This window comes from Sphingomonas sp. Leaf28 (assembly GCF_001421685.1).
Lineage (GTDB): Bacteria > Pseudomonadota > Alphaproteobacteria > Sphingomonadales > Sphingomonadaceae > Sphingomonas > Sphingomonas aurantiaca.
Genome location: NZ_LMKX01000008.1, coordinates 470,675 through 491,107 on the forward strand (window position 1 = coordinate 470,675; position 20,433 = coordinate 491,107).

General features: G+C 67.9%; 19 protein-coding genes and 1 tRNA gene. 9 read left to right on the top strand and 11 right to left on the bottom strand.

Annotated elements, in window-relative coordinates:
- Positions 1–52 precede the first annotated feature (52 nt).
- Positions 53–1,210, bottom strand: a complete 1,158-nt coding sequence (locus ASE79_RS12635; RefSeq protein ID WP_056416935.1) for a metallophosphoesterase family protein — start codon at positions 1,208–1,210, stop codon at positions 53–55.
- Positions 1,211–1,471: 261 nt separating this feature from the next.
- Between ASE79_RS12635 and ASE79_RS12640 the strand changes: the two genes are divergently transcribed.
- Positions 1,472–2,761 (top strand): MFS transporter, encoded by a 1,290-nt coding sequence (locus ASE79_RS12640; RefSeq protein WP_056416937.1) that lies wholly within the window; start codon positions 1,472–1,474, stop codon positions 2,759–2,761.
- Between the two features lie 28 nt (positions 2,762–2,789).
- Here ASE79_RS12640 and ASE79_RS12645 read toward each other — a convergent pair whose 3' ends face one another.
- On the bottom strand, positions 2,790–3,668 hold the full coding sequence (locus tag ASE79_RS12645; RefSeq protein ID WP_056416941.1) for a LysR family transcriptional regulator: 879 nt from the start codon (positions 3,666–3,668) through the stop codon (positions 2,790–2,792).
- 93 nt (positions 3,669–3,761) lie between these two features.
- Between ASE79_RS12645 and ASE79_RS12650 the strand changes: the two genes are divergently transcribed.
- The 6 genes from ASE79_RS12650 to ASE79_RS12675 are packed head-to-tail and all read left to right on the top strand — an operon-like array spanning position 3,762 to position 10,026.
- Entirely contained in the window at positions 3,762–4,931 is a 1,170-nt protein-coding gene (locus tag ASE79_RS12650) for an isovaleryl-CoA dehydrogenase (RefSeq protein WP_200910369.1), read from the top strand.
- A complete protein-coding gene (locus tag ASE79_RS12655; RefSeq protein WP_056416944.1) occupies positions 4,931–6,553 on the top strand; it encodes a carboxyl transferase domain-containing protein in 1,623 nt (540 codons plus the stop codon). Before ASE79_RS12650 ends, ASE79_RS12655 begins: the two co-directional genes overlap by 1 nt.
- A gap of 5 nt (positions 6,554–6,558) precedes the next feature.
- A complete protein-coding gene (locus ASE79_RS12660) occupies positions 6,559–6,834 on the top strand; it encodes a barstar family protein (protein ID WP_151990459.1) in 276 nt (91 codons plus the stop codon).
- A 2-nt stretch (positions 6,835–6,836) separates the two neighbouring features.
- Positions 6,837–8,726 (top strand): acetyl/propionyl/methylcrotonyl-CoA carboxylase subunit alpha, encoded by a 1,890-nt coding sequence (locus ASE79_RS12665; protein WP_056416949.1) that lies wholly within the window; start codon positions 6,837–6,839, stop codon positions 8,724–8,726.
- Entirely contained in the window at positions 8,726–9,178 is a 453-nt protein-coding gene (locus ASE79_RS12670; protein WP_056417335.1) for a MaoC family dehydratase, read from the top strand. Before ASE79_RS12665 ends, ASE79_RS12670 begins: the two co-directional genes overlap by 1 nt.
- Positions 9,175–10,026, top strand: coding sequence for an HpcH/HpaI aldolase/citrate lyase family protein (locus tag ASE79_RS12675; RefSeq protein WP_056416952.1), 852 nt, complete (start codon positions 9,175–9,177; stop codon positions 10,024–10,026). The genes ASE79_RS12670 and ASE79_RS12675 overlap by 4 nt, the downstream gene beginning before the upstream one ends.
- Positions 10,027–10,168: 142 nt before the next feature.
- Here ASE79_RS12675 and ASE79_RS12680 read toward each other — a convergent pair.
- From ASE79_RS12680 to ASE79_RS12700, 5 genes are all read right to left on the bottom strand, one after another.
- Positions 10,169–10,243, bottom strand: a tRNA-Glu gene (locus ASE79_RS12680).
- Between the two features lie 61 nt (positions 10,244–10,304).
- The gene (gene recJ, locus ASE79_RS12685; protein WP_056416954.1) at positions 10,305–12,056 is read right to left on the bottom strand and encodes a single-stranded-DNA-specific exonuclease RecJ; all 1,752 of its coding nucleotides are present in this window, start codon (positions 12,054–12,056) and stop codon (positions 10,305–10,307) included.
- Between the two features lie 438 nt (positions 12,057–12,494).
- The gene (locus ASE79_RS12690) at positions 12,495–13,178 is read right to left on the bottom strand and encodes a prolyl hydroxylase family protein (RefSeq protein ID WP_056416957.1); all 684 of its coding nucleotides are present in this window, start codon (positions 13,176–13,178) and stop codon (positions 12,495–12,497) included.
- Between the two features lie 101 nt (positions 13,179–13,279).
- On the bottom strand, positions 13,280–14,266 hold the full coding sequence (locus ASE79_RS12695; RefSeq protein ID WP_082445298.1) for an RcnB family protein: 987 nt from the start codon (positions 14,264–14,266) through the stop codon (positions 13,280–13,282).
- A gap of 332 nt (positions 14,267–14,598) precedes the next feature.
- The gene (locus ASE79_RS12700) at positions 14,599–15,144 is read right to left on the bottom strand and encodes a (2Fe-2S)-binding protein (protein WP_056416962.1); all 546 of its coding nucleotides are present in this window, start codon (positions 15,142–15,144) and stop codon (positions 14,599–14,601) included.
- Between the two features lie 104 nt (positions 15,145–15,248).
- On the opposite strand from ASE79_RS12700, the gene ASE79_RS12705 reads away from it, so the two are divergent.
- On the top strand, positions 15,249–16,544 hold the full coding sequence (locus ASE79_RS12705; protein ID WP_056417338.1) for a sugar MFS transporter: 1,296 nt from the start codon (positions 15,249–15,251) through the stop codon (positions 16,542–16,544).
- Between the two features lie 78 nt (positions 16,545–16,622).
- Here ASE79_RS12705 and ASE79_RS12710 read toward each other — a convergent pair whose 3' ends face one another.
- The 4 genes from ASE79_RS12710 to ASE79_RS21435 form a co-directional block, all read right to left on the bottom strand.
- Positions 16,623–17,765: a CaiB/BaiF CoA transferase family protein gene (locus ASE79_RS12710; protein WP_200910370.1), complete on the bottom strand. Its 1,143-nt coding sequence runs from the start codon at positions 17,763–17,765 to the stop codon at positions 16,623–16,625.
- Positions 17,766–17,901: 136 nt separating this feature from the next.
- Positions 17,902–19,086, bottom strand: a complete 1,185-nt coding sequence (locus ASE79_RS12715; protein WP_056416968.1) for an acyl-CoA dehydrogenase — start codon at positions 19,084–19,086, stop codon at positions 17,902–17,904.
- A 78-nt stretch (positions 19,087–19,164) separates the two neighbouring features.
- Positions 19,165–19,485, bottom strand: coding sequence for a hypothetical protein (locus ASE79_RS12720; RefSeq protein WP_056416972.1), 321 nt, complete (start codon positions 19,483–19,485; stop codon positions 19,165–19,167).
- 2 nt (positions 19,486–19,487) lie between these two features.
- Positions 19,488–19,664, bottom strand: coding sequence for a hypothetical protein (locus tag ASE79_RS21435; RefSeq protein ID WP_165391799.1), 177 nt, complete (start codon positions 19,662–19,664; stop codon positions 19,488–19,490).
- A 91-nt stretch (positions 19,665–19,755) separates the two neighbouring features.
- Here ASE79_RS21435 and ASE79_RS12725 point away from each other — a divergent pair, with 91 nt between their 5' ends.
- A complete protein-coding gene (locus ASE79_RS12725; RefSeq protein ID WP_056416976.1) occupies positions 19,756–20,388 on the top strand; it encodes a S24 family peptidase in 633 nt (210 codons plus the stop codon).
- Positions 20,389–20,433 lie beyond the last annotated feature (45 nt).

A 20,433-nucleotide genomic window follows, 5' to 3' on the forward strand; every position in this document is an offset into this window, starting at 1 on the left:
TTGCATTGCAGGGGGGCGCCGATCGTGTCGGCCGATCGCTTCGTCATTCCGCTCACCAGTCCATGCCGTTCTTATTGGGGCCACGCTGCGCGCCATCGATGCCGCGCGAGGGCCAAGCGCCGATCGCGGTGACGTCGCGGCCGAGCGCGGTCGGGGCATTGCGTTTCAGTCGGGGCGGGCCGGGACGGTCGAGCGCTCGGGGGGCTCGGACGAGTATTTCTATCACGTCCGCGCTGCTCCCGCTGGACACGGTCAGTCGGTGGAGTCCGTCGGTGGCGTTCTCGAGAGTTACCTCCCACAGGCCGGCCGCGTTGCAGGTCATCGGGACAGTGGCGCCATCGTCGAGCCGAGCGGATGGCGTGGCGGGGGCGGGGTGGCCGAACACTTTCGCGCGGACGACGACGGTGTCGGTCGGGACGTGATCGACCCGGTCCGGATCGGTGAGCAGGCGGCGATCGGCGGGGGAGGTGATCTGGACGAGCGGCCAGGAATCCTCGATCGCCTGGAACCGCCAGCTTGGCACGCCGTCGTCGAGCGTCACGATCGAGAATCCGGGCGCGCCCTCCTCGATCTGCCCGGTCGAGCGGGTGGCGCCATAGACGACGCGGCCGTCGTTGAGCAGCTCGTTGTAATGCGTGTGCCCGGTGTCGACGAACGCAACGCGGTGCGCGGCGAACAGCCCGGCGATCCCGTCGGGATCGTCGCGCAGGTCGCCGGGATAGGCGTGCATGAAGACGACGCTGCGCAGATCGGCAGCGGTCGCAGCGCTCAGTTCGCGTTCGATCCAGCTGCGCTGATCGGGGGCGATGCGGAAATCGGGGCCGCCCTTGCCCGCCGATACGATGTCGAGGAACAGGCAGCGATACCCGTTCAGCGTGACCGCGTAGGGCGCGAGCCGGGACGTGATGGCGCGCATCGCGGTCAGGTCGCCGGGCTCGAAATCATGATCGCCCGCGAGTACGTGCCACGGTAGCGTCAGGCCGCGCATCGCATCGGCGATCCCGGCATATTGCGCGTCGGTGCCGTGGTTGGCGTTGTCGCCCGGCAGGAACGCGAAGTCGACCTTGCCGCCTGTAGCATCAGGGCCAGAACCGCCGAAGTGATGCTGCGCTATCGTTGCGAGTTCGCGAAAGCGCGACAGTCCTTCGTACCCATCTGCCTCATCGACATGCAGGTCGCCAAAATGAATCCAGGTAAGGCACCCTGCCATTATAATTGCTTTCAACTCGAGCGTAGCGATCGCTCAAAAGCGAGAAGGTGCCGCAATCGTTCCGTGACATAATGTTCATGATACGAGGCTTAACGAGCCCGTTCAGTTTCGGTTTAACTTATCGGGATCGTTGGAGATTATCGGATCAACTATATTTGGACCGGCCTGAAACTTTGCCGACTGCGAAGTCTTTAGCGCTCGACCGATATCGCCCCGCCACGATGCGCGCCGGTCGAGTGCAACCGACGAGAGGGACCGGCCATGGCAACACTTACCGACAGCAAGGCGGACGATAGCGGGGCACAATCCCGACGCGGCGACGGACCCGCGAGCAAGGTGCCGACGCGGACTCTGGACGCGCTGAACTTCTTCCTCGCCGATGTCCGCGACGGGCTCGGGCCGTATCTGGCGATCTACCTGATCGCGGTGCGCGGGCCGGCGCAGGGCTGGAACGAGGCGACGGTCGGTGCGATCCTGACGATCGCCGGGATCGTGGGGCTGATCTCGCAGACGCCCGCGGGCAGCCTGATCGACCGCGGCAAGAACAAGCCGCGGATCGTGATGATCGCCGCCCTGCTCGTCACGCTCAGCAGCATCTCGCTGCCGATCGTCAGCGGCTTTACCGCTGTGGCCGTCACGCAGTCGATCGCAGCAGTCGCCGGCGCGGTGTTCGCCCCCGCCATCTCGGCGATCACGCTCGGGCTGGTCGGGCCAAAGCTGTTCGCCAAGCGAGTCGGTCGCAATGAGGCGTTCAACCATGCAGGCAACGCGGTGTCGGCAGCGCTGGCCGGCGTGCTGGCGTGGAAGTTCGGGCCGGTCGTGGTGTTCTGGCTGATGGGCGGGCTGACCGTCGCGAGCATCGTCACCGCGTCGCGGCTGAAGAACGACGATATCGACAATGCGGTCGCGCGCGGGCTCGACTGCGAACCCGAGGACGGGGACGAGGCCTGCGAGGAACCGAGCGGCTGGAAGACGCTGCTCGAGAACAAGCCGCTGATGATCTTCGCGGTCACGGCCTTCCTGTTCCATCTCGCCAACGCGGCGATGCTGACGTCGGTCAGCCAGCTGCTCGCGCGGACGGTGGGCAAGGATCAGGCGACGTCGCTGACCGCGGCGTGCATCGTCGCGGCGCAGCTGGTGATGGTGCCGGTGGCGATCGTCGTCGGGCGCAATACCGATCGCTGGGGGACCAAGCCGCTGTTCCTGGTTGCCTTCGCCTTCCTCGCGGCGCGCGGTGCGCTGTACACCGTCTCGGACAATCCGTGGTGGCTGGTCGGCGTCCAGGCTATGGATGGCGTGGGCGCGGGGATCTTCGGGGCGCTGTTCCCGGTCGTGATCGCCGACCTCACCAAGGGCACCGGGCGGTTCAACGTCAGCCAGGGCGCGGTGGCGAGCGCGCAGGGGCTGGGCGCGGCGCTGTCGGCGACGCTGGCGGGCGGGATCATCGTCTGGGCCGGCTATACCGCCAGCTTCCTGACGCTGGCGACGATCGCGGCGCTTGGGCTGGGGCTGTACGTGCTGGCGATGCCCGAAACCAAGGACAAGAAGTAAAGCGGCTCTTGCGCGGGCCCGACGGGCGCTAGGCTACCTCGTCGGGACCGATCGCGGTGACGAGCGCGACGATCGTCGGCGATTGCGCGAGCTCCTGCGGGTCGGCGTGCGGGGCGAAGACGAGGCCGATGTCGCGGGTGAAGTCGAAGCCTTCGAGATGCGCGCGCACGACGCCGGGCTCGCCGAAGCAATCGGGCATCACGGTGACGCCAAGCCCTGCGCGGACATAGCTGAGCGCCTTGTCGTCGCTGGTGGTGCGCGACGCGAAGACCGGGCGGACACCGCGCGTGGTGAAGAAGCGGCTGGTCTCGGGCAGCAGCTCGCAGTGGCGGCGCACTATCATCGGATCGTTGCCGAGTTCCTCCACGCGGATCACGTCGTGACCCGCCAGCGGGTGTGCGGTGCCGAGCGCGAGGCTGTACCCCTCAGTGAAGAGGCGCTGGCTGGCGTAGTCATCGCCGTCGCGCAGCAGCATCAGCGCCACGTCAATCCGGCCGCGCGCGAGGCGCTCGCGCAGGTCGCGCTCCTTGCCCTCGACGATCTCGATCTGGTTGCCCGCGCCGCGCGACCGATGCTCGCGCAGGAAATCCTCGATCCAGCGGCGCGGCGTCGTCGCCAGCACGCCGAGCCGCAGCGTCTGCTGCGTCGGCGTACCGATCACCTCGCGCTCGGCGGCGGCGAAGGTCGCCTCGATCGTGCGCGCATGCGATACCAGCCGCGCGCCCGCATCGGTCAGCGCGACGCGTCGGTTGGTGCGGTTGAACAGCGCGTGGCCCAGCGCGGTTTCGAGCTTGGCGATCCCGACCGAAAGCGTAGGTTGCGACACGTTGCACGCGGCCGCCGCGCGGGAGAAATTGCCAGTGTCGATGACCGACAGGAAATACCGGAGATGATAGCGATCGATCATAGCTTTTATCTATAGCGTTGATCGCGATCTTTCAATTTTCCAGCGATCGGGGGTTCCCGTACAAGGCCGGCAAAAGACCGACAGGAGATGATGATGGCAGACCTGAATTTCGCGCTTGGCGAGATGGCCGACACGATCCGCGAGACGACGCGGCGGTTTGCGCTTGACCGGATCGAGCCGATCGCGGCGCGCATCGATGCGGAGGACAGCTTTCCGCGCGAGCTGTGGCCCGAAATGGGCGCGCTGGGGCTGCACGGCATCACCGTCGAGGAAGCCGATGGCGGCCTGGGGCTCGGCTATCTCGAGCATCTGATCGCGTGCGAGGAGATCAGCCGGTCGTCCGCATCGGTCGGGCTGAGCTATGGCGCGCATTCGAATCTGTGCGTCAACCAAATCCGCCGCTGGGGCACGCCCGAGCAGAAGGCGAAATATCTGCCCAAGCTGATCTCTGGCGATCATGTCGGCAGCCTTGCGATGTCGGAAGCGGGCGCAGGGTCGGATGTCGTGTCGATGAAGCTGCGCGCGGACAAGGTCGATGGCGGCTGGCGGCTGAACGGCACCAAGTTCTGGATCACCAACGCGACCTATGCCGATACGCTGGTCGTCTACGCCAAGACGATCCCCGATGCCGGATCGAAGGGGATCACCGCGTTCCTGATCGAAAAGGACTTTGCCGGCTTCTCGATCGGGCAGAAGATCGACAAGCTCGGTATGCGCGGGTCGCCGACCGCCGAGCTGGTGTTCGACGATTGTTTCGTGTCGGATGCGCAGGTGATGGGGCCGCTTCACGGCGGCGTCGGGGTGCTGATGTCGGGGCTGGATTACGAGCGTGTGGTGCTATCGGGCATCCAGCTGGGGATCATGCAGGCCTGTCTCGACGTCGTGCTGCCCTATGTTCGCGAGCGCAAGCAGTTCGGCCGGCCGATCGGCGAGTTCCAGCTGATGCAGGCGAAGGTCGCGGACATGTACGTCGCGCTCAATTCGTCGCGCGCCTATGTCTATGCGGTCGCCAAGGCCTGCGACGCGGGCCAGACGACGCGGTTCGATGCGGCGGGGTGCATCCTGCTCGCGTCCGAGAACGCGGTGAAGGTGGCGAACGAGGCGATCCAGGCGCTGGGCGGCGCCGGCTATACCAAGGACTGGCCGGTCGAGCGCTATTGGCGCGACGCCAAGCTGCTCGATATCGGCGCGGGGACGAACGAGGTCCGGCGGATGCTGGTCGGGCGCGAGCTGATCGGCCACGATGCGCCGAAGGCCCAGTAATGCCGACGCTCACGACGCAGGCCGATGCGACGTCCGAGGGGTTCCGCGCGAACGCCGCGCATAACCGGGCGCTGGCGGAGTCGCTGCGCGCGACCGTCGCGACGACCGCGCTCGGCGGGTCGGAGCAGCATCGGGCGCGCCACGTCGCGCGGGGCAAGCTGTTGCCGCGCGACCGGGTCGAGCGGTTGCTTGATCCGGGATCGCCTTTCCTCGAGATCGGCGCGCTCGCCTCGAACGGCATGTACCTGGACAAGGACGGGCAGGGCGGTGCGCCCGGCGCGGGGATGATCGCCGGGATCGGCCGCGTGTCGGGGCGCGAGTGCATGATCGTCGCGAACGATCCCACCGTGAAGGGGGGCGCCTATTTCCCGATGACCGTGAAGAAGCATCTGCGCGCGCAGGAGATCGCGCGCGAGAACCGGCTTCCCTGCATCTACCTGGTCGACAGCGGCGGGGCCAACCTGCCGCACCAGGCGGAGGTGTTTCCCGACCGCGATCACTTCGGCCGGATCTTCTTCAACCAAGCGCAAATGTCCGCCGAGGGCATCGCGCAGATCGCCTGTGTGATGGGCAGCTGCACCGCGGGCGGCGCCTATGTCCCAGCGATGTCGGACGAGAGCGTGATCGTCCGCAACCAGGGCACGATCTTCCTCGCCGGCCCGCCGCTGGTGAAGGCGGCAACGGGCGAGGTGATCTCGGCCGAGGAACTGGGCGGGGCCGACACGCATGGCCGCAAGTCGGGCGTGGTCGACCATGTCGCGGAGAATGACGAGCACGCGCTGCTGATCGTCCGCGATATCGTCGCGACGCTCAACCGAGCCCCCAAGCGACCGGGGGCCGTCGACATCGAGATTACCGCGCCGCGCGCGCCGAAACTCGATCCGGCGGAGCTGTACGGCATCGTGCCGCAGGACGTCCGCGCGCCCTATGACGTGCGCGAGGTGATCGGGCGGATCGTCGACGGGTCCGAGTTCCACGAGTTCAAGGCGCTGTACGGCACGACGTTGGTCTGCGGCTTTGCGCGGATCTGGGGGATGCCCGTCGCGATCCTCGCCAATAACGGCGTGCTGTTCTCCGAATCCGCGCTGAAGGGCGCGCATTTCATCGAACTGGCGTGCCAGCGCCGCGTGCCGCTGCTGTTTCTCCAGAACATCTCGGGCTTCATGGTCGGCGGCAAATACGAGGCCGAGGGGATCGCCAAGAACGGGGCCAAGCTGGTGACCGCGGTGGCGACCGCGTCGGTCCCCAAGATCACCGTGCTGATCGGCGGCAGCTTCGGGGCGGGCAATTACGGCATGTGCGGCCGGGCCTTTTCCCCGCGCTTCCTGTTCACCTGGCCCAATGCGCGGATCTCGGTGATGGGCGGCGAACAGGCGGCGAGCGTGCTGGCGACCGTCCACCGCGACGCGGATCGCTGGACGCCGGAGGAGGCCGAAGCCTTCAAGGCGCCGGTCCGCCAGACATATGAGGACGAGGGCAATCCCTATTACGCGACCGCGCGGCTGTGGGACGACGGGATCATCGACCCGGCGCAGACGCGCGACGTCCTTGGCCTCGCTTTTGCCGCCACGCTGAACGCGCCGATCCCCGAGCGCGCGCAGTTCGGCCTGTTCCGGATGTGAGCGGCATGGACCTGACCATCGACGGCGCGACGATTCCCGACGAAGCCGCCTTCCATGCGCTGATCCGCGAGGCATCGGGCGTGGACTGGTATGGCGGCAGCCTCGATGCGCTGTTCGACCTGCTCGTCGCGGTCGTCGCGCCGCCCATACGCCTGCACATCGTCAACGCCGCGGCGGCGCGTGCGACGATCGGCGCGCGGTTCGATCGCATCGTCACCGTCATCATGGACGCGGTCGCCGAACGCGGCACCGCCGCCGTCGCGCTGCGCCTGGAGAGCTAAGCATGATCCAGAGTCTCCTCATCGCCAATCGCGGCGAGATCGCCCGTCGCATCATCCGCACCGCGCGGCGGCTGGGCATCCGCACGATCGCGGTCCATTCCGACGTCGATGCCGGCATGCCGTTCGTCCGCGAGGCCGACGAAGCAGTGTGCATCGGCACCGCGCCCGCGACCGACAGCTATCTGCGGCAGGATCGCCTTCTGGAGGCGGCGCGCGCGACCGGCGCCGCGGCGATCCACCCGGGCTATGGCTTCCTGTCGGAAAATGCCGAGTTCGCCGAGCGCGTGATCGACGCAGGGCTCGTCTGGGTCGGTGCGCCGCCCGCCGCGATCCGCGCGATGGGGCTGAAGGATGCCGCCAAGCAACGGATGATCGCCGCGGGCGTGCCGGTGACGCCGGGCTATCTGGGTGCGGACCAGTCGCCCGAGCGGCTGCAGGCGGAGGCCGATGCGATCGGCTATCCGGTGCTGATCAAGGCGGTGGCGGGCGGCGGCGGCAAGGGCATGCGCAAGGTCGACGCGGAGGCCGACTTCGCCGAGATGCTCGAAAGCTGCAAGCGCGAGGCCGCGGCATCGTTCGGCAACACGCAGGTGCTGATCGAGAAATACATCCTCTCGCCGCGGCATATCGAGGTGCAGGTGTTCGGCGACAGCCATGGCGGCGCGGTCCATCTGTTCGAGCGCGACTGTTCGCTGCAACGCCGCCATCAGAAGGTGATCGAGGAAGCGCCCGCGCCCGGCATGGACGCGGCGACTCGCGCCGCGGTCTGCGAGGCGGCGGTCAAGGCGGCGCGCGCGGTCGACTATGTCGGCGCGGGGACGATCGAGTTCATCGCCGACGGATCGGAGGGCCTGCGCGCCGACCGCATCTGGTTCATGGAGATGAACACCCGGCTGCAGGTCGAGCATCCGGTGACCGAGGCGATCACGGGGCAGGACCTGGTCGAATGGCAGCTGCGCGTCGCGTCGGGCGAGCGGCTGCCGTGCGCGCAGGAGGCGCTGTCGATCACCGGCTGGGCGATGGAGGCGCGGCTCTATGCCGAGAACCCGAGCACGGGGTTCCTGCCGTCGACCGGGCCGCTCGACCGGCTGCGCTTTCCCGCCGGGGTCCGCATCGACAGCGGCGTCGAGGAAGGTGGCGAAGTAACGCCTTATTATGATCCGATGATCGCCAAGCTGATCGTCCATGGCGCGACGCGGGGCGAGGCTGCGGCAAAGCTGGCGGCGGCGGCACGCGGGACGCAGGTCTGGCCGGTCAGGACCAACGCGGCGTTCCTCGCGCGTGCCGCCGCGCATCCGGACTTCGTCGCGGGGCGCGTGGATACCGGGTTCATCGAACGCCATGCCGAGACGCTGATCCCGCCGGCCGAGCCTTCGCCGGCGGTGCTCGCGGCGGCGGCGGCGGCGATCCTGCCCGAGGCGGCGGGCGATCCGTGGACCAGCCTGCGCGGGTTCCGCGCCAACGCCGAGGCGTCGCGCCGGATCGAGGTCGAGGTTGCGGGCAAGCCGTATCTCGTCACCGAGCAGCCGGGGTCGGCAGCTGTCGTCGCGGACGGTGTGCTGTTCCTGGACGGCGAGGCCTGGCCGTTCGGTCCACGCCGCGCCGACCATATCGCCGGCGCGGGCGAGGGCGACGGCGCGATCCTGGCGCCGATGCCGGGTCGCGTGATCGCGGTGCTGGTCGAATCCGGGCAGGCGGTCACCAAGGGCCAGCGGATGCTGGTGCTGGAGGCGATGAAGATGGAGCAGGCGTTGGTGGCGCCGTTCGACGGCGTCGTCGCCGCGCTCAAGGTCAGCGAGGGCGCGCAGGTGCCCGAGGGCACGATGCTCGCGCGGATCGAGAAGCCCGCGGCGATCGACGCCCCGGCGACGACCGACAAGGAGAGCGAATGATGGCCGGGCGTTTCTATGACGACTGGACGGTCGGCGACATGATCGTCCACGAGATCCGGCGTACCGTGACCGAGACGGACAATCTGCTGTTCACCGTCATGACGCACAACCCGCAGCCGCTGCATCTCGACGCCGAGGCGGCGCGCGCGAGCGAGTTCGGGCAGATCCTGGTCAACGGCACCTTCACCTTCGCGCTGATGGTCGGGCTGTCGGTCGGCGACACCACGCTTGGCACGCTGGTCGCCAATTTGGGCTATGACAAACTCGTGATGCCCAAGCCCGTGTTCATCGGCGACACGTTGCGCGCCGAGACCGAGGTCCATGCGCTCAAGGAGAGCCGGTCGAGACCCGATGCGGGGATCGTCACCTTCGCGCACCGCCTGCACAACCAGCGCGACGAGATCGTCTGCCAGTGCCTGCGCAGCGCGCTGATCAAGCGATCCGCGGCATGAGGCTGCGATCGCTGCTGTTCGTGCCGGGCGACCGACCCGAACGGTTCGACAAGGCCGCCGCCAGCGGTGCGGATGCGCTGATCCTAGACCTGGAGGATTCGGTGGCGGCGTCCGCCAAGGATAGCGCTCGGGCGGCGGTCGCGGCTCGCCTGCGGGCCGTGCGCGGCGACGTCGCGGTGTTCGTGCGGATCAACCCGCTCGATACCGATCTGAGCGTGGCGGACCTTGGTGCGCTGCACGGCCTAGCGCCCGACGCGATCGTGCTGCCAAAGGCGGAAGGCGCGGCCAGCGTCCGCCTGCTCGCCGATCGGCTGGCGGCGGCGGGGATCGTCTCGCCGATCCTGCCGATCGCGACCGAGACGCCGGCCGCGATCTTCCAGCTCGGCAGCTATGCCGGGGCGGGCGTCCGGCTGGCCGGATTGACCTGGGGGGCGGAGGATCTGCCCGCTGCGATCGGCGCGGCGACGTCGCGCGACGATGATGGCCGCTACACCCCGCCCTATGAGATGGTGCGTTCGCTGGCGCTGTTCGGTGCGCATGCGGCCGGGGTGCCGGCGATCGAGACGGTGTATCCGGCGTTTCGCGACGATGTCGGGCTGGCGGCCTATGCACGGCGCGCGGCGCGCGACGGCTTTACGGGGATGATGGCGATCCACCCGGCGCAGGTGGCGACGATCAACGCCGCGTTCACGCCCGACGCCGCGCAGGTCGCGCAGGCGCGCGCGATGGTCGCAGCCTTCGCCGCACAGCCGGATGCGGGTGCGTTGCAGGTCGATGGCCGGATGGTGGACGCCCCGCATCTGAAACAGGCGCGCGCGATACTGGACCGGGCCGGCGAGGCGCCGTGATTACGGCCGTCGCTTGCTGATAGCAGAACGCTACGACGTCTGAAGGCTGGTCGCACACGCTTTTCAGATGAGAAAGAAAATCAATGCCCCAGGGGGGGAAGGCAGACTATGCACCATCATGATAACCAGCTGGTTTCGATGATGGTGACCCCTACGGGAATCGAACCCGTGCTTCAGCCGTGAAAGGGCCGCGTCCTAACCGCTAGACGAAGGGGCCTGCGTGGTGGAGGCCGACTAAGGGGAAGGGGGCGGTGCGTCAAGCGTTTCGGTACAAGAATTTAGTCGGCCCATGCCGCATCCTCGACATGAAGTTCGGCCGAGGGGCGCGAGGACCAGTCGTCGATCTTCGCGCGACCGGCGAGCCAGAGCTTGCGGTGGGGCGCGGCGCCCAGCAGTGCCTGGCCTAGCGGGGTTTCCGCCGCGCGGAACGCCATCGCCTTGATGCTGCGGCCGTCGTCGCCTGCGACGATCGTGCGGACATGGCCGTTGCCGACGATATCCGCTTTGATGACGCGCACCGGGCCCATCGCGACGCGCGGCGCGGGCCAGCCCATACCGTAGGGGCCGCCAGCCTCCATCGATTCGACGAGCCCGGGGTTGACCCCGCCCGCCGCCAGCACCGCGTCGAGCAACAGCGCGCGGTCGCCGTTCGAGCGCTCCACGGCGTCGGCGAGGCGCTCTTCGAGGAAGTCGGTGAAGGCGGGGATCGCGGCTTCGCTGATCGTCAGGCCGGCGGCCATCGCGTGGCCCCCGCCCGCGACGAGCAGGCCATGCTCGCGCGCGGCCATCACCGCCGCGCCGAGATCGACGCCGGGGATCGAGCGGCCCGAACCCTTGCCGATGCCGTTCTCGTCGATGGCGATGACGATCGCGGGGCGGCCGAGCTTTTCCTTGAGGCGGCCGGCGACGATACCGATCACGCCCGGGTGCCAACCATGCCCGGCGACCACCGCGACCGCTCGGTCGCGGCTGGCAAGCAGGTCGGCGGCTTCCTGCACGGCGGTCTCGATCGCGCGGCGTTCCTCGTTGAGGCGATCGAGTTCGGTGGCGATCTCGCGCGCTTCGTCGGCGTCCTGCGTGGTGAGCAGGCGGACGCCGAGATCGGCGCGCCCGACGCGGCCGCCGGCGTTGATGCGCGGCCCGAGCGCGAAGCCGAGATCGGTGCAGGTCGGGTTGCGCGTGAGCCGCGACGCCTCGATCAGCGCGGCGACGCCGATATTCTTGCGCGCGCCCATGACTTTCAGGCCCTGCGCGACGAATGCGCGGTTGAGCCCGCGGAGTTGGGCCACGTCGGCAACGGTGCCGAGCGCGACGATGTCGAGCAGGTCGATCAGCTTGGGTTCGGCGCGGTCCTTGAAGAAGCCGCGCGTGCGCAGCGTGCGGACGAGTGCGGCGGCGGCGAGGAAGCACATGCCGACTGCGGCGAGATGGCCGTGCGCGGCGCCTTCGGTCTCGTCGAGGCGGTTGGGGTTTACCAGCGCCAGCGCGTGCGGCAGCGCGGTCGAGCATTTGTGATGGTCGATGACGATCACGTCGACCTTCGCGTCGCGCGCGGCGTCGAGCGCGTCGAACGCCTGCGCGCCGCAATCGACCGTGACGATCAGCGACGCGCCCTCTGCGGCGAGGCGGACGAGCGCCTCGCCCGATGGGCCGTAACCTTCGAGCAGGCGGTCGGGGATGTAGGGACGCGCCTCGATCCCGAGATCGCGCAGGGTGAGGATCATCAGCGCGGCGGAGGTGGCGCCGTCGACGTCGTAATCGCCGAAGATCGCGACCTGTTCGCCGGCCTGCACCGCATCGGCGAGGCGCTCTGCGGCGCGGTCCATGTCGCGGAAGATCGAGGGGTCGGGCATGAACGCGCGGATCGACGGCGTGCGGTGCGCGTCGAGCGCCTCGCGCGGGCAGCCGCGGGCGAGAAGCAGCGTGGTGACGAGATCATCGCCGGTAAAGCCATCGCGCCCGTCTGCGGCGAGTGCGCGCCAGCGCCAGGGCTGGCCGAGGATGGACGAGGTTACGCCGAGAACTGTCATGGGGCCTGACGTAGTGGTTGTGCTGGGTTTGTCGACCTTGGTGGCGGCGGAGCGGGGTGGGGGCGGAGGCGGGAACAGGGTGGCGGAATGGCATGCCCCAAATCCCGTTCGTGCTGAGTAGCGACCGAGTAGCTTCGTAGAAGCGTATCGAGGGCGCGTATCGAAGCAGGGTTCCGTGCGTCAACTTGTCCTTCGATACGCCGTCTCGATACGCTGCGTTGCAGCTACTCGACGGCTACTCAGGACGAACGGGGGTGGGGACCGGCACGGGGAATAGGGGGCACAGAAACGGGATCGAAGTCCGTCATCCCCGCGCAGGCGGGGATCCATATCCTATGCCGGTGCGGACGAATCGCGGGGATAGCCATTATGGGTTCCCGCCTGCGCGGGAATGACGGTTGGGCTGGGGCGATGGCCGAAGAACGCGCGGCCGCGGCGTCACTTGATCCAGGGGCGCTCGCGGAACCACTTGGTCACGATATACTTCACACCCTCCATGACGGGCATGCCCTCGTGCAGCGTCAGGCCGTTGGGGGTGCCGTCGGGGTTCATGTTGTTCCACGCGAGCAGCATGCCGCGCTTCGGGGCGATCTTGATGCCTGCCTGCGGGAACCAGGTCGCGCCGCCTTCGGGGACGTCGTTGAGGAACACCATCGCGGTCCAGGTGCGCTGGCCGCCTTGCTCCTGCATCTTGGCCCAATAGCTTTCGGACTCGTGGAAATAGTCGTGATGCGCGCGGAATTGCTGGCCGGGGGCGTAGCGCTGGCCCTGCATCGTCTCGCCGTGGAGCAGGTCGATCCCAAGCAGCGTCGCGATCGCCTCGTCGGTCGGCTGCACCTCGGGGGACCAGCGATCCATGTCGCAGCTCTCCGACGTGCGGAAGCTGCTGTTGGGGCGATCCGACAGCAGGGTCGACGGCCGCCGCTTCGAATCGATCATCGCGATCAGCTGCTTGCAGGTCTTGGGATCGAGGAAGTCGGCCTGGTAATAGAATTGGACCGTCGCCATCGCGATGCGTTGCACCGCCGGGTTGGCGTCGAGCCGGGCGGCGACCTGCGATCCGGCGGCCTGGCGGAGTGCCATGGCCGGATCGACCTTCTTGGCTTTTGAAAAGATACCCACGCCGCAGGATTTGGCGAACTGGGCCCGAAACGCAAGAGCCCCGCGGCGAGTGTATCGCCGCGGGGCTCTCCCCTGTTACTGCGTGACGGGCAGGCCGGCGCCTACCAGAAGATGTCGTACACCGTGTCGACCACGCGGCCGCTGTCGAGATCGACCAGCAACGCGTCGTTGTAATAGCGTACCCAGCGATACGGGCCGTACGCCTCGGGCAGGCGATAGGTGTACGGGTCCTGGATCCAGTAATTCTGGTTGTAGAGGATCCGGTTCAGCGAGAAGCCGACCCCGAAGCGGCGATAGCCCGACCCCCAGCCGCTCGGGGCATAGTAGCGCGGGAGGCGATAGGCGCCCCGGTTCGACGCGCGGTAGTTGCTCCACGCGTAGCGGTTGTCGGTGCGCCAGCCGCGATTCCACGCGCCGCCCTGATTGTAGCGGCGCTGGTCGTAGCCGCCCCGGTCATAACCGCCGCGGCCATAGCCTTGGACATTGCCATAGGCGCGGTTGGGCTGGCGGTTCTGGTAGCCGTCGCGGCCCCGTCCGTCCCATCCGTTGCCGCGTGGATCCGGACGGTCGCCGTCGCGATCGAACCGGCCGCGATCCGCCTGCTGGTCGCCACGATCGAAACCGGGGCGGCCTGAGTCGGGGCGATCGAAACCCGGGCGATCGGGGCCGGGGCGGCCCGGGCCGCGGTTCCAGTCGCCGCGCGGCTGGCCTGCCTGCTGATCGGGCCGCGTCTGACCGTTCCAGCCCTGGCGGTCGCCGCGCTGGCCGTTCCAGTCGGGACGGCCGCGGCCATCGGGGCCTCCGCTGCGGACTTGAGGCTGCGTGCCGAGATCGGCGCGTTGCGGGCGCAGGCCTTCGTTGGGCGCGGCGGGACGGTCCGGGCGCTGCTGCTGGAAGCCTTGGCCGTCCGGTCGCGGTCCGCGATCGGGGCGCTGGCCGCGATCTTGACGCGGACCGTCGTTACCGCCGCGGTCACCGCGGTCGCCGCGATCCTGGTCGATTTGCTGCGCGGTGGCGGCGGTCGCCATCGTGGTTGCCGGCACCAATGCCGACGCTGCCATCAAGAGTTTGAGAAACTTCCCCGTCATCGCCGTCGTCCTCGACTGCCGGCGCACGAGCCGGCTCCTATGATGGGTTCGGTCTAGGCGAAGCGGTGTGTGGGAAGGCTGAATGGGGCCGTCAGCGATCAGACAGGTTTGGTTGGGATGCCTGGCACCCGTTCAAACATATCCACCCGGCCTTCGCCGGCGTGGTAAGGCGGTGGAGGCGCCGGGTACGTTGGTGGCAGTCGGGTGTGGTACCCAGCGCAACGCGTCGGACGGTGCCTCCTTGTTCTCCCGCGAAGGCGGGAGCCCAGACTGGACTCCCGCCTTCGCGGGAGAGCAAGCTTGGTTCGGAGCGGCGCCCGCTACTACGTGCGCTACCGCGCAGGCGGCGGCACCAGTGCTGGGACCAGTCGCGCGGAGTCCGCCGGATCGATCCCCGGCCGCGGTCCCGCGGGGATGACTTCCTCCCCGCGCATCGCCCGCCCGGCGCGCTGGATCGCCTCGACGACGCGCGGATACACGCCGCACCGGCACAAATTGGTGATCTGCGCGCGGATCAGCTCCTCGCTCGGGTCGGAATTCCGCGCCAGCAACGCCGCGGCTGCCATGACCATGCCGGGGATGCAGAACCCGCATTGCGGGACGGCCTCCGCGATGAAGGCGAGCTGCACGGGATGATTGCGCTCGCGCGACAGCCCCTCGATCGTCGTGACGTAGGTGCCCTCGATCGAGCCGATCGGGACTCGGCAACTGCGTACCGCGTGCCCGTCGATATCGACCGTGCACGCGCCGCACTGGCCGGTGCCGCAGCCATATTTGGTGCCCGTCAGGTTCGATGCGTCCCGCAGCGCCCATAACAGGGGCGTGTCGGGATCGAGCTTATAGTCGATCGGTTCGTCGTTGACGGTGAGGCGGCTCATGGCGGTCGTCCTAGCCCGGGGGGCGGGATCGCACCACGCGGCATTGCCACGCGTCGCCACCCCGGCTTATGTCGCGCGCAAATACCGCGAGAGGGCGCTACACGATGCACGTCGATACCAAATCCACCGCAGCAGCCGGGGGCGATGCCAGCCACGGCTATGACGCGCCCGACCTGCGCGTGTTCGTGTTCGCGCTGTTCTTCATCTTCGGTGGCATCACCTCGCTCAACGACATCATCATTCCGAAGATGAAGGAGCTGTTCACGCTCGACCATGCGACCGCGATGCTGGTCCAGTCGGCGTTCTTCCTCGCCTATGCGCTGTTCTCGATCCCCGCCGCGGCGATCGTCCGGAAAGCCGGCTATATGCGCACCGCGTCGATCGGCCTCGTGACGATGACCGCGGGCTGCCTGTTGTTCATTCCCGCCGCCGGGCAGGCGAGCTTCGGCATGTTCCTGTTCGCGCTGTTCGTGCTCGGTGCCGGGATCACCGTGGTTCAGGTCGTGGCCAACCCGCTGATCTCCGCGCTTGGTCATCCCAAGTCCGCCTCGAGCCGGCTGACGTTCGCGCAGGCGTTCAACTCGCTCGGCACGACGATCTTCCCGTATGTCGGCTCCGCGCTGATCCTCGGCGGGCTCGCCACAGTCGACTCCTCCAAGCTGACCGGTGCCGCGCTCGACGCGTATCGCAGCGAATCGTCGAGCACCGTGGTGCACACCTATATCGGCCTCGCGATCGCGCTGCTGATCGTCGCAGCGGTCGTGTGGACGAGGCGGAACCGGCTCAACGAGGAGCAGGACCAGACCGGCAGCATCTTCCACGCGTTCACGCTGCTCAAGCGCCCGCGCTTCGCGATGGGGGCGGCGTGCATCTTCCTGTACGTCGGGGCCGAGGTCGCGGTCGGATCGCTGATCGTAAACTATCTGATGCAGCCAAGCGTGATGGGCCTGAGCGACGTCGCGGCGGGCAAGCACGTGCCGTTCTACTGGGGCGGCGCGCTCGTCGGCCGGTTCATCGGCGCGTATGTGCTGAACAAGGTCTCGCCGGGCAAGGTGCTTGCGGGCGTCGCGACGGGCACGCTGGCGCTGATCCTGATCTCGGCGAACACCGAGGGTGCGATCTCGGGCTGGGCGTTGCTGGCGATCGGTCTGATGAACGCGGTGATGTTCCCGACGATCTTCTCGCTGGCGTCGGAAGGTCTTGGCAAGCGCGCGGCCGAAGGGTCGGGCGTGATTGCCACGGCGATCGTCGGTGGCGCGATCATCCCGTATCTGACGGGTATGCTCGCGGACACGTCGGGCAGCCTGCACTTCGCGCTGCTGCTCCCGGCGATCTGCTATGCGCTGATCCTGGCCTATGGGCTGTATGCGCGGAAGCCGGTGACTGAAGCGGTCGCCTGAACCCTCCGTCATCCTAGGCTAGGCCTAGGATCCAGAGCCACGGCGGATGACGCTCGTGGCTCTGGATCCTGACTTTCGTCAGGATGACGGACGCGGAAGGGGCGGCGCGGCGCGGCCGGTCGCGAGGTTGGCGTCGGAGAAGCGGATCGGCGTGCGGAGGCCGGGGATGGTCGAGCCATCCGCTCGCTCGGCATCGATCCGCATCCCGCGCGCGATCACCTGCGGATCGTCGAACGCCTGCGCGACGGTGTTGATCGGCCCGGCGGGCACGCCGACCGCCTCCAGCCGCGCGAGCAATTCCAGCTTGGGCACCTGCGAGGTCGCCGCCTCGATGCCGGCGAACAATATGTCCTTGAAGGCGAGGCGCCCGGCATTGGTCGCGAACCGCGGATCGTCGCGCATCGCGGGGAGGTCCATCGCATCGCAGAAACGGCGGAACTGGCCGTCGTTGCCGACTGCGAGGATGAACCACCCGTCGCTGGTCGGGAAGACGGCATAGGGGCACACGTTCATGTGCGCGTTGCCGACGCGGGTCGGCGAGACGCCGCTGGCGAACCAGTTCATCGCCTGGTTCGCCAGCACGCCGGTCATCGTGTCGAGCAGCGCCATGTCGATCTGCTGACCCTTGCCGGTCCGCTCGCGCATCGCGAGTGCTGCCTGGATCGCGATGACGGAATACAGCCCGGTCATGATGTCGGCGAACGCGACGCCGATCTTCTGCGGCGCGCCGTCGGGCTCGCCGGTCAGGTCCATGATCCCGCTCATCCCCTGGACAATGAAGTCGTAGCCGGCGCGGGGGGCATAGGGGCCGTCTTGGCCAAAGCCGGTGATCGAGCAATAGACGAGGCGCGGGTTGAGCGCGGCGAGGCTGACGTAGTCGAGCCCGTATTTGGCGAGCCCGCCGACCTTGAAATTCTCGATGACGACGTCTGCGTCGGCGATCAGGTCGCGGACGATCGCCTGGCCTTCGGGGGTGGTGAAGTCGGCGACGACCGAGCGCTTGCCGCGGTTGGCGGCGTGGAAATAGGCGGCGTCGCGGGTGCCGTCGGGGTTGTCGATGAACGGCGGGCCCCAGCTGCGCGTGTCGTCGCCGGCGGGGCTCTCGATCTTGACGACGTCGGCGCCGAGATCGGCGAGGACTTGGCCTGCCCAGGGGCCGGCGAGGATGCGCGCTAGTTCGACGACCTTGAGGCCGGCGAGGGGGGTGGGCTTCCGTTCCACGATTACACCACCACCCCGGCGAAGGCCGGGGCCCAATTGGGAAGGTCGGCGTAACTGGACGCAGCACCAGCCAAGGTGCGTCCCCCAATTGGGCCCCGGCCTTCGCCGGGGTGGTGAGCCAGCACGCGGCCTATCACTAGAACGCCGCAATACCCGTGATCGCGCGGCCGAGGATCAGCGCGTGGACGTCGTGCGCGCCCTCGTAGGTGTTGACCGTCTCGAGGTTCATCAGGTGGCGCATCACCTGATACTCGCCCGAAATGCCGTTGCCGCCGTGCATGTCGCGGCTCATCCGCGCGATATCGAGCGCCTTGCCGACATTGTTGCGTTTCACGATCGAGACCATCTCGGGCGCGAACCGGCCCTCGTCCATCAGCCGCCCGACGCGCAAGCTTGCCTGCAACCCGAGCGCGATCTCGGTCTCCATGTCTGCCAGCTTCTTCTGGAACAGCTGGCGCCCAGCGAGCGGCGTGCCGAACTGGTTGCGATCGAGGCCATATTGGCGCGCGGCGTGGAAACAGAATTCGGCGGCGCCGAGTGCGCCCCACGAAATCCCGTAGCGCGCACGGTTGAGACAGCCGAACGGCCCCTTCAACCCCTGCACGTCGGGGAGCAGCGCATCCTCGCCAACCTCGACCTCGTCCATCATCACCATGCCGGTGATCGATGCGCGCAGCGACAGCTTACCCTCGATCTTGGGCGTCTCCAGCCCCTTCATGCCGCGTTCGAGAATGAAGCCGCGGATGCCGCCGCCATGCTCGTCGGACTTCGCCCAGATCACGAACACGTCGGCGATCGGCGAGTTCGAAATCCACGTCTTGGCGCCCGAGATGACATAGCCATTGGCCGTCTTCTTGGCGCGTGTCGTCATGCCGCCCGGATCGGAGCCGGCATCGGGCTCGGTCAGTCCGAAACAGCCGATCCACTCGCCGGTCGCCAGCTTGGGCAGGTATTTCTTCTTCTGCTCTTCGGAGCCGAACGCGTTGATCGGGTACATGACGAGGCTCGACTGCACCGACATCATCGAGCGATAGCCTGAGTCGATCCGTTCGACCTCACGCGCGACCAGACCATAGGCCACGTACGACGCGCCGACGCCGCCATATTCCTCGGGGATGGTCGGCCCGAGTAACCCGAGCGCGCCCATTTCGCGGAAAATCGCGGGATCGGTATGCTCGTGCTGGAACGCGTCGATGATCCGCGGCGCTAGCTTGTCGTCGGCATAGGCCTTCGCGCTGTCGCGGATCATCCGCTCGTCCTCGCTCAACTGATCGTCGAGCAGGAACGGATCTGCCCAGTCGAACTTGCCCATCCCGGCCATCGTCATCTCCTTCGTTGACCGCCGACTTCGTGGTTCGGCGGTCGAAAGTCCACCCCCCACGGCGAGCGCGCGAACGGTTTACGTATCGATCAGCGTCAGTATGGCGAGGGTCACATGCTGCCGGCCGTCGATCGACTCGACGCGGTCGATCGCCAGATCCGCGACGATATGCCCGCGTATCACGAACTCGGCATCGGGGAGCGAATCGATCCAGTCTCGAAGACCGGGTACGGGATCGGCGAGGATTGTCAGCTGGTGCTGCGTACCGACGAACGTCGCGCTCGCCCATGGCGTGCACGCGATCGTCGCGACGTGCATCGTCACGCCGGCCGAGAGCGCGTTGTTTCGAAGCGCGCGGATCAGCAAGGTCCCGGCGTCGGGGCCGCGGAGCGCGTCCATCCTCATGCTCCGGTGCCTTCGATGAACGATTCGATCCGCGCCACCATCGGCGCGCGCGCCTGTCGGCCGCGGCGCAGGTCGTGGACGAGTCGCGGATCGCCCACCGAAAGCCGTCCGAACTTGGTCATCGGCATGCCTGTCTGCCGCAGATATCGATCGATCTTCACCAGAATCGTCACGGTCGCTCCTCCCGAGTCTTGTGCCTCTCGTTCCTGATCTGTTCCTGCAAATCCTACTTGTCTAGGAAATTTCCTACGCTACGATCCGGCGGTGTCGAAAACCGCATCCGATCCCGATCCGAGAACCGCGCTCGCCGCGCTGGCGGCGGCGCGCGGCGACAGTCTGGCGGCGCTGTCGGCGATGCTCGGGCGCAACCCGGCCTATCTCCAGCAATATGTGCGGCGGGGGTCGCCGCGGGTGCTCGGCGAGCGCGATCGGCGACTATTGTCCGCGTATCTCGGGGTGAGCGAGGGCGTTCTCGGCGCGCCGGCCGACCGCATGGCAGCGTTCCGGATCCGCAAGCTCGACGTCGTGGCGTCCGCGGGGCCGGGCGCGCAGGTCGATGGCGAGATCGTGCTGGGGACCGATACGCTCGACCCCGGCCTCGCGCGCAGGCTCGGGCTGAAGGACGGACAGGCGGCGATCATCCGAGTCCGCGGTACGTCAATGGAGCCGGGGCTGTTCGACGGCGATCACATCGTGGTCGACACGGCGGACCGGACGCCGCGTAGCAAGGGCGGGCTCTACGTGATCCGGATCGAGGACGCGGTAATGGTGAAGCGGGTGGTGCTCTCGGGCAGGACGCTGGTGGCGACGAGCGACAATCGCGCGGCGGGACCGGTTCCCGACGGCCCTATCGTCGTGATCGGCCGAGTCGTCTGGCAGATGCGCGAGCCGCGTTAGGGCCGCGGCTCAACCCCACGCCGGTCGTGCTGCGTAGTGACCGAG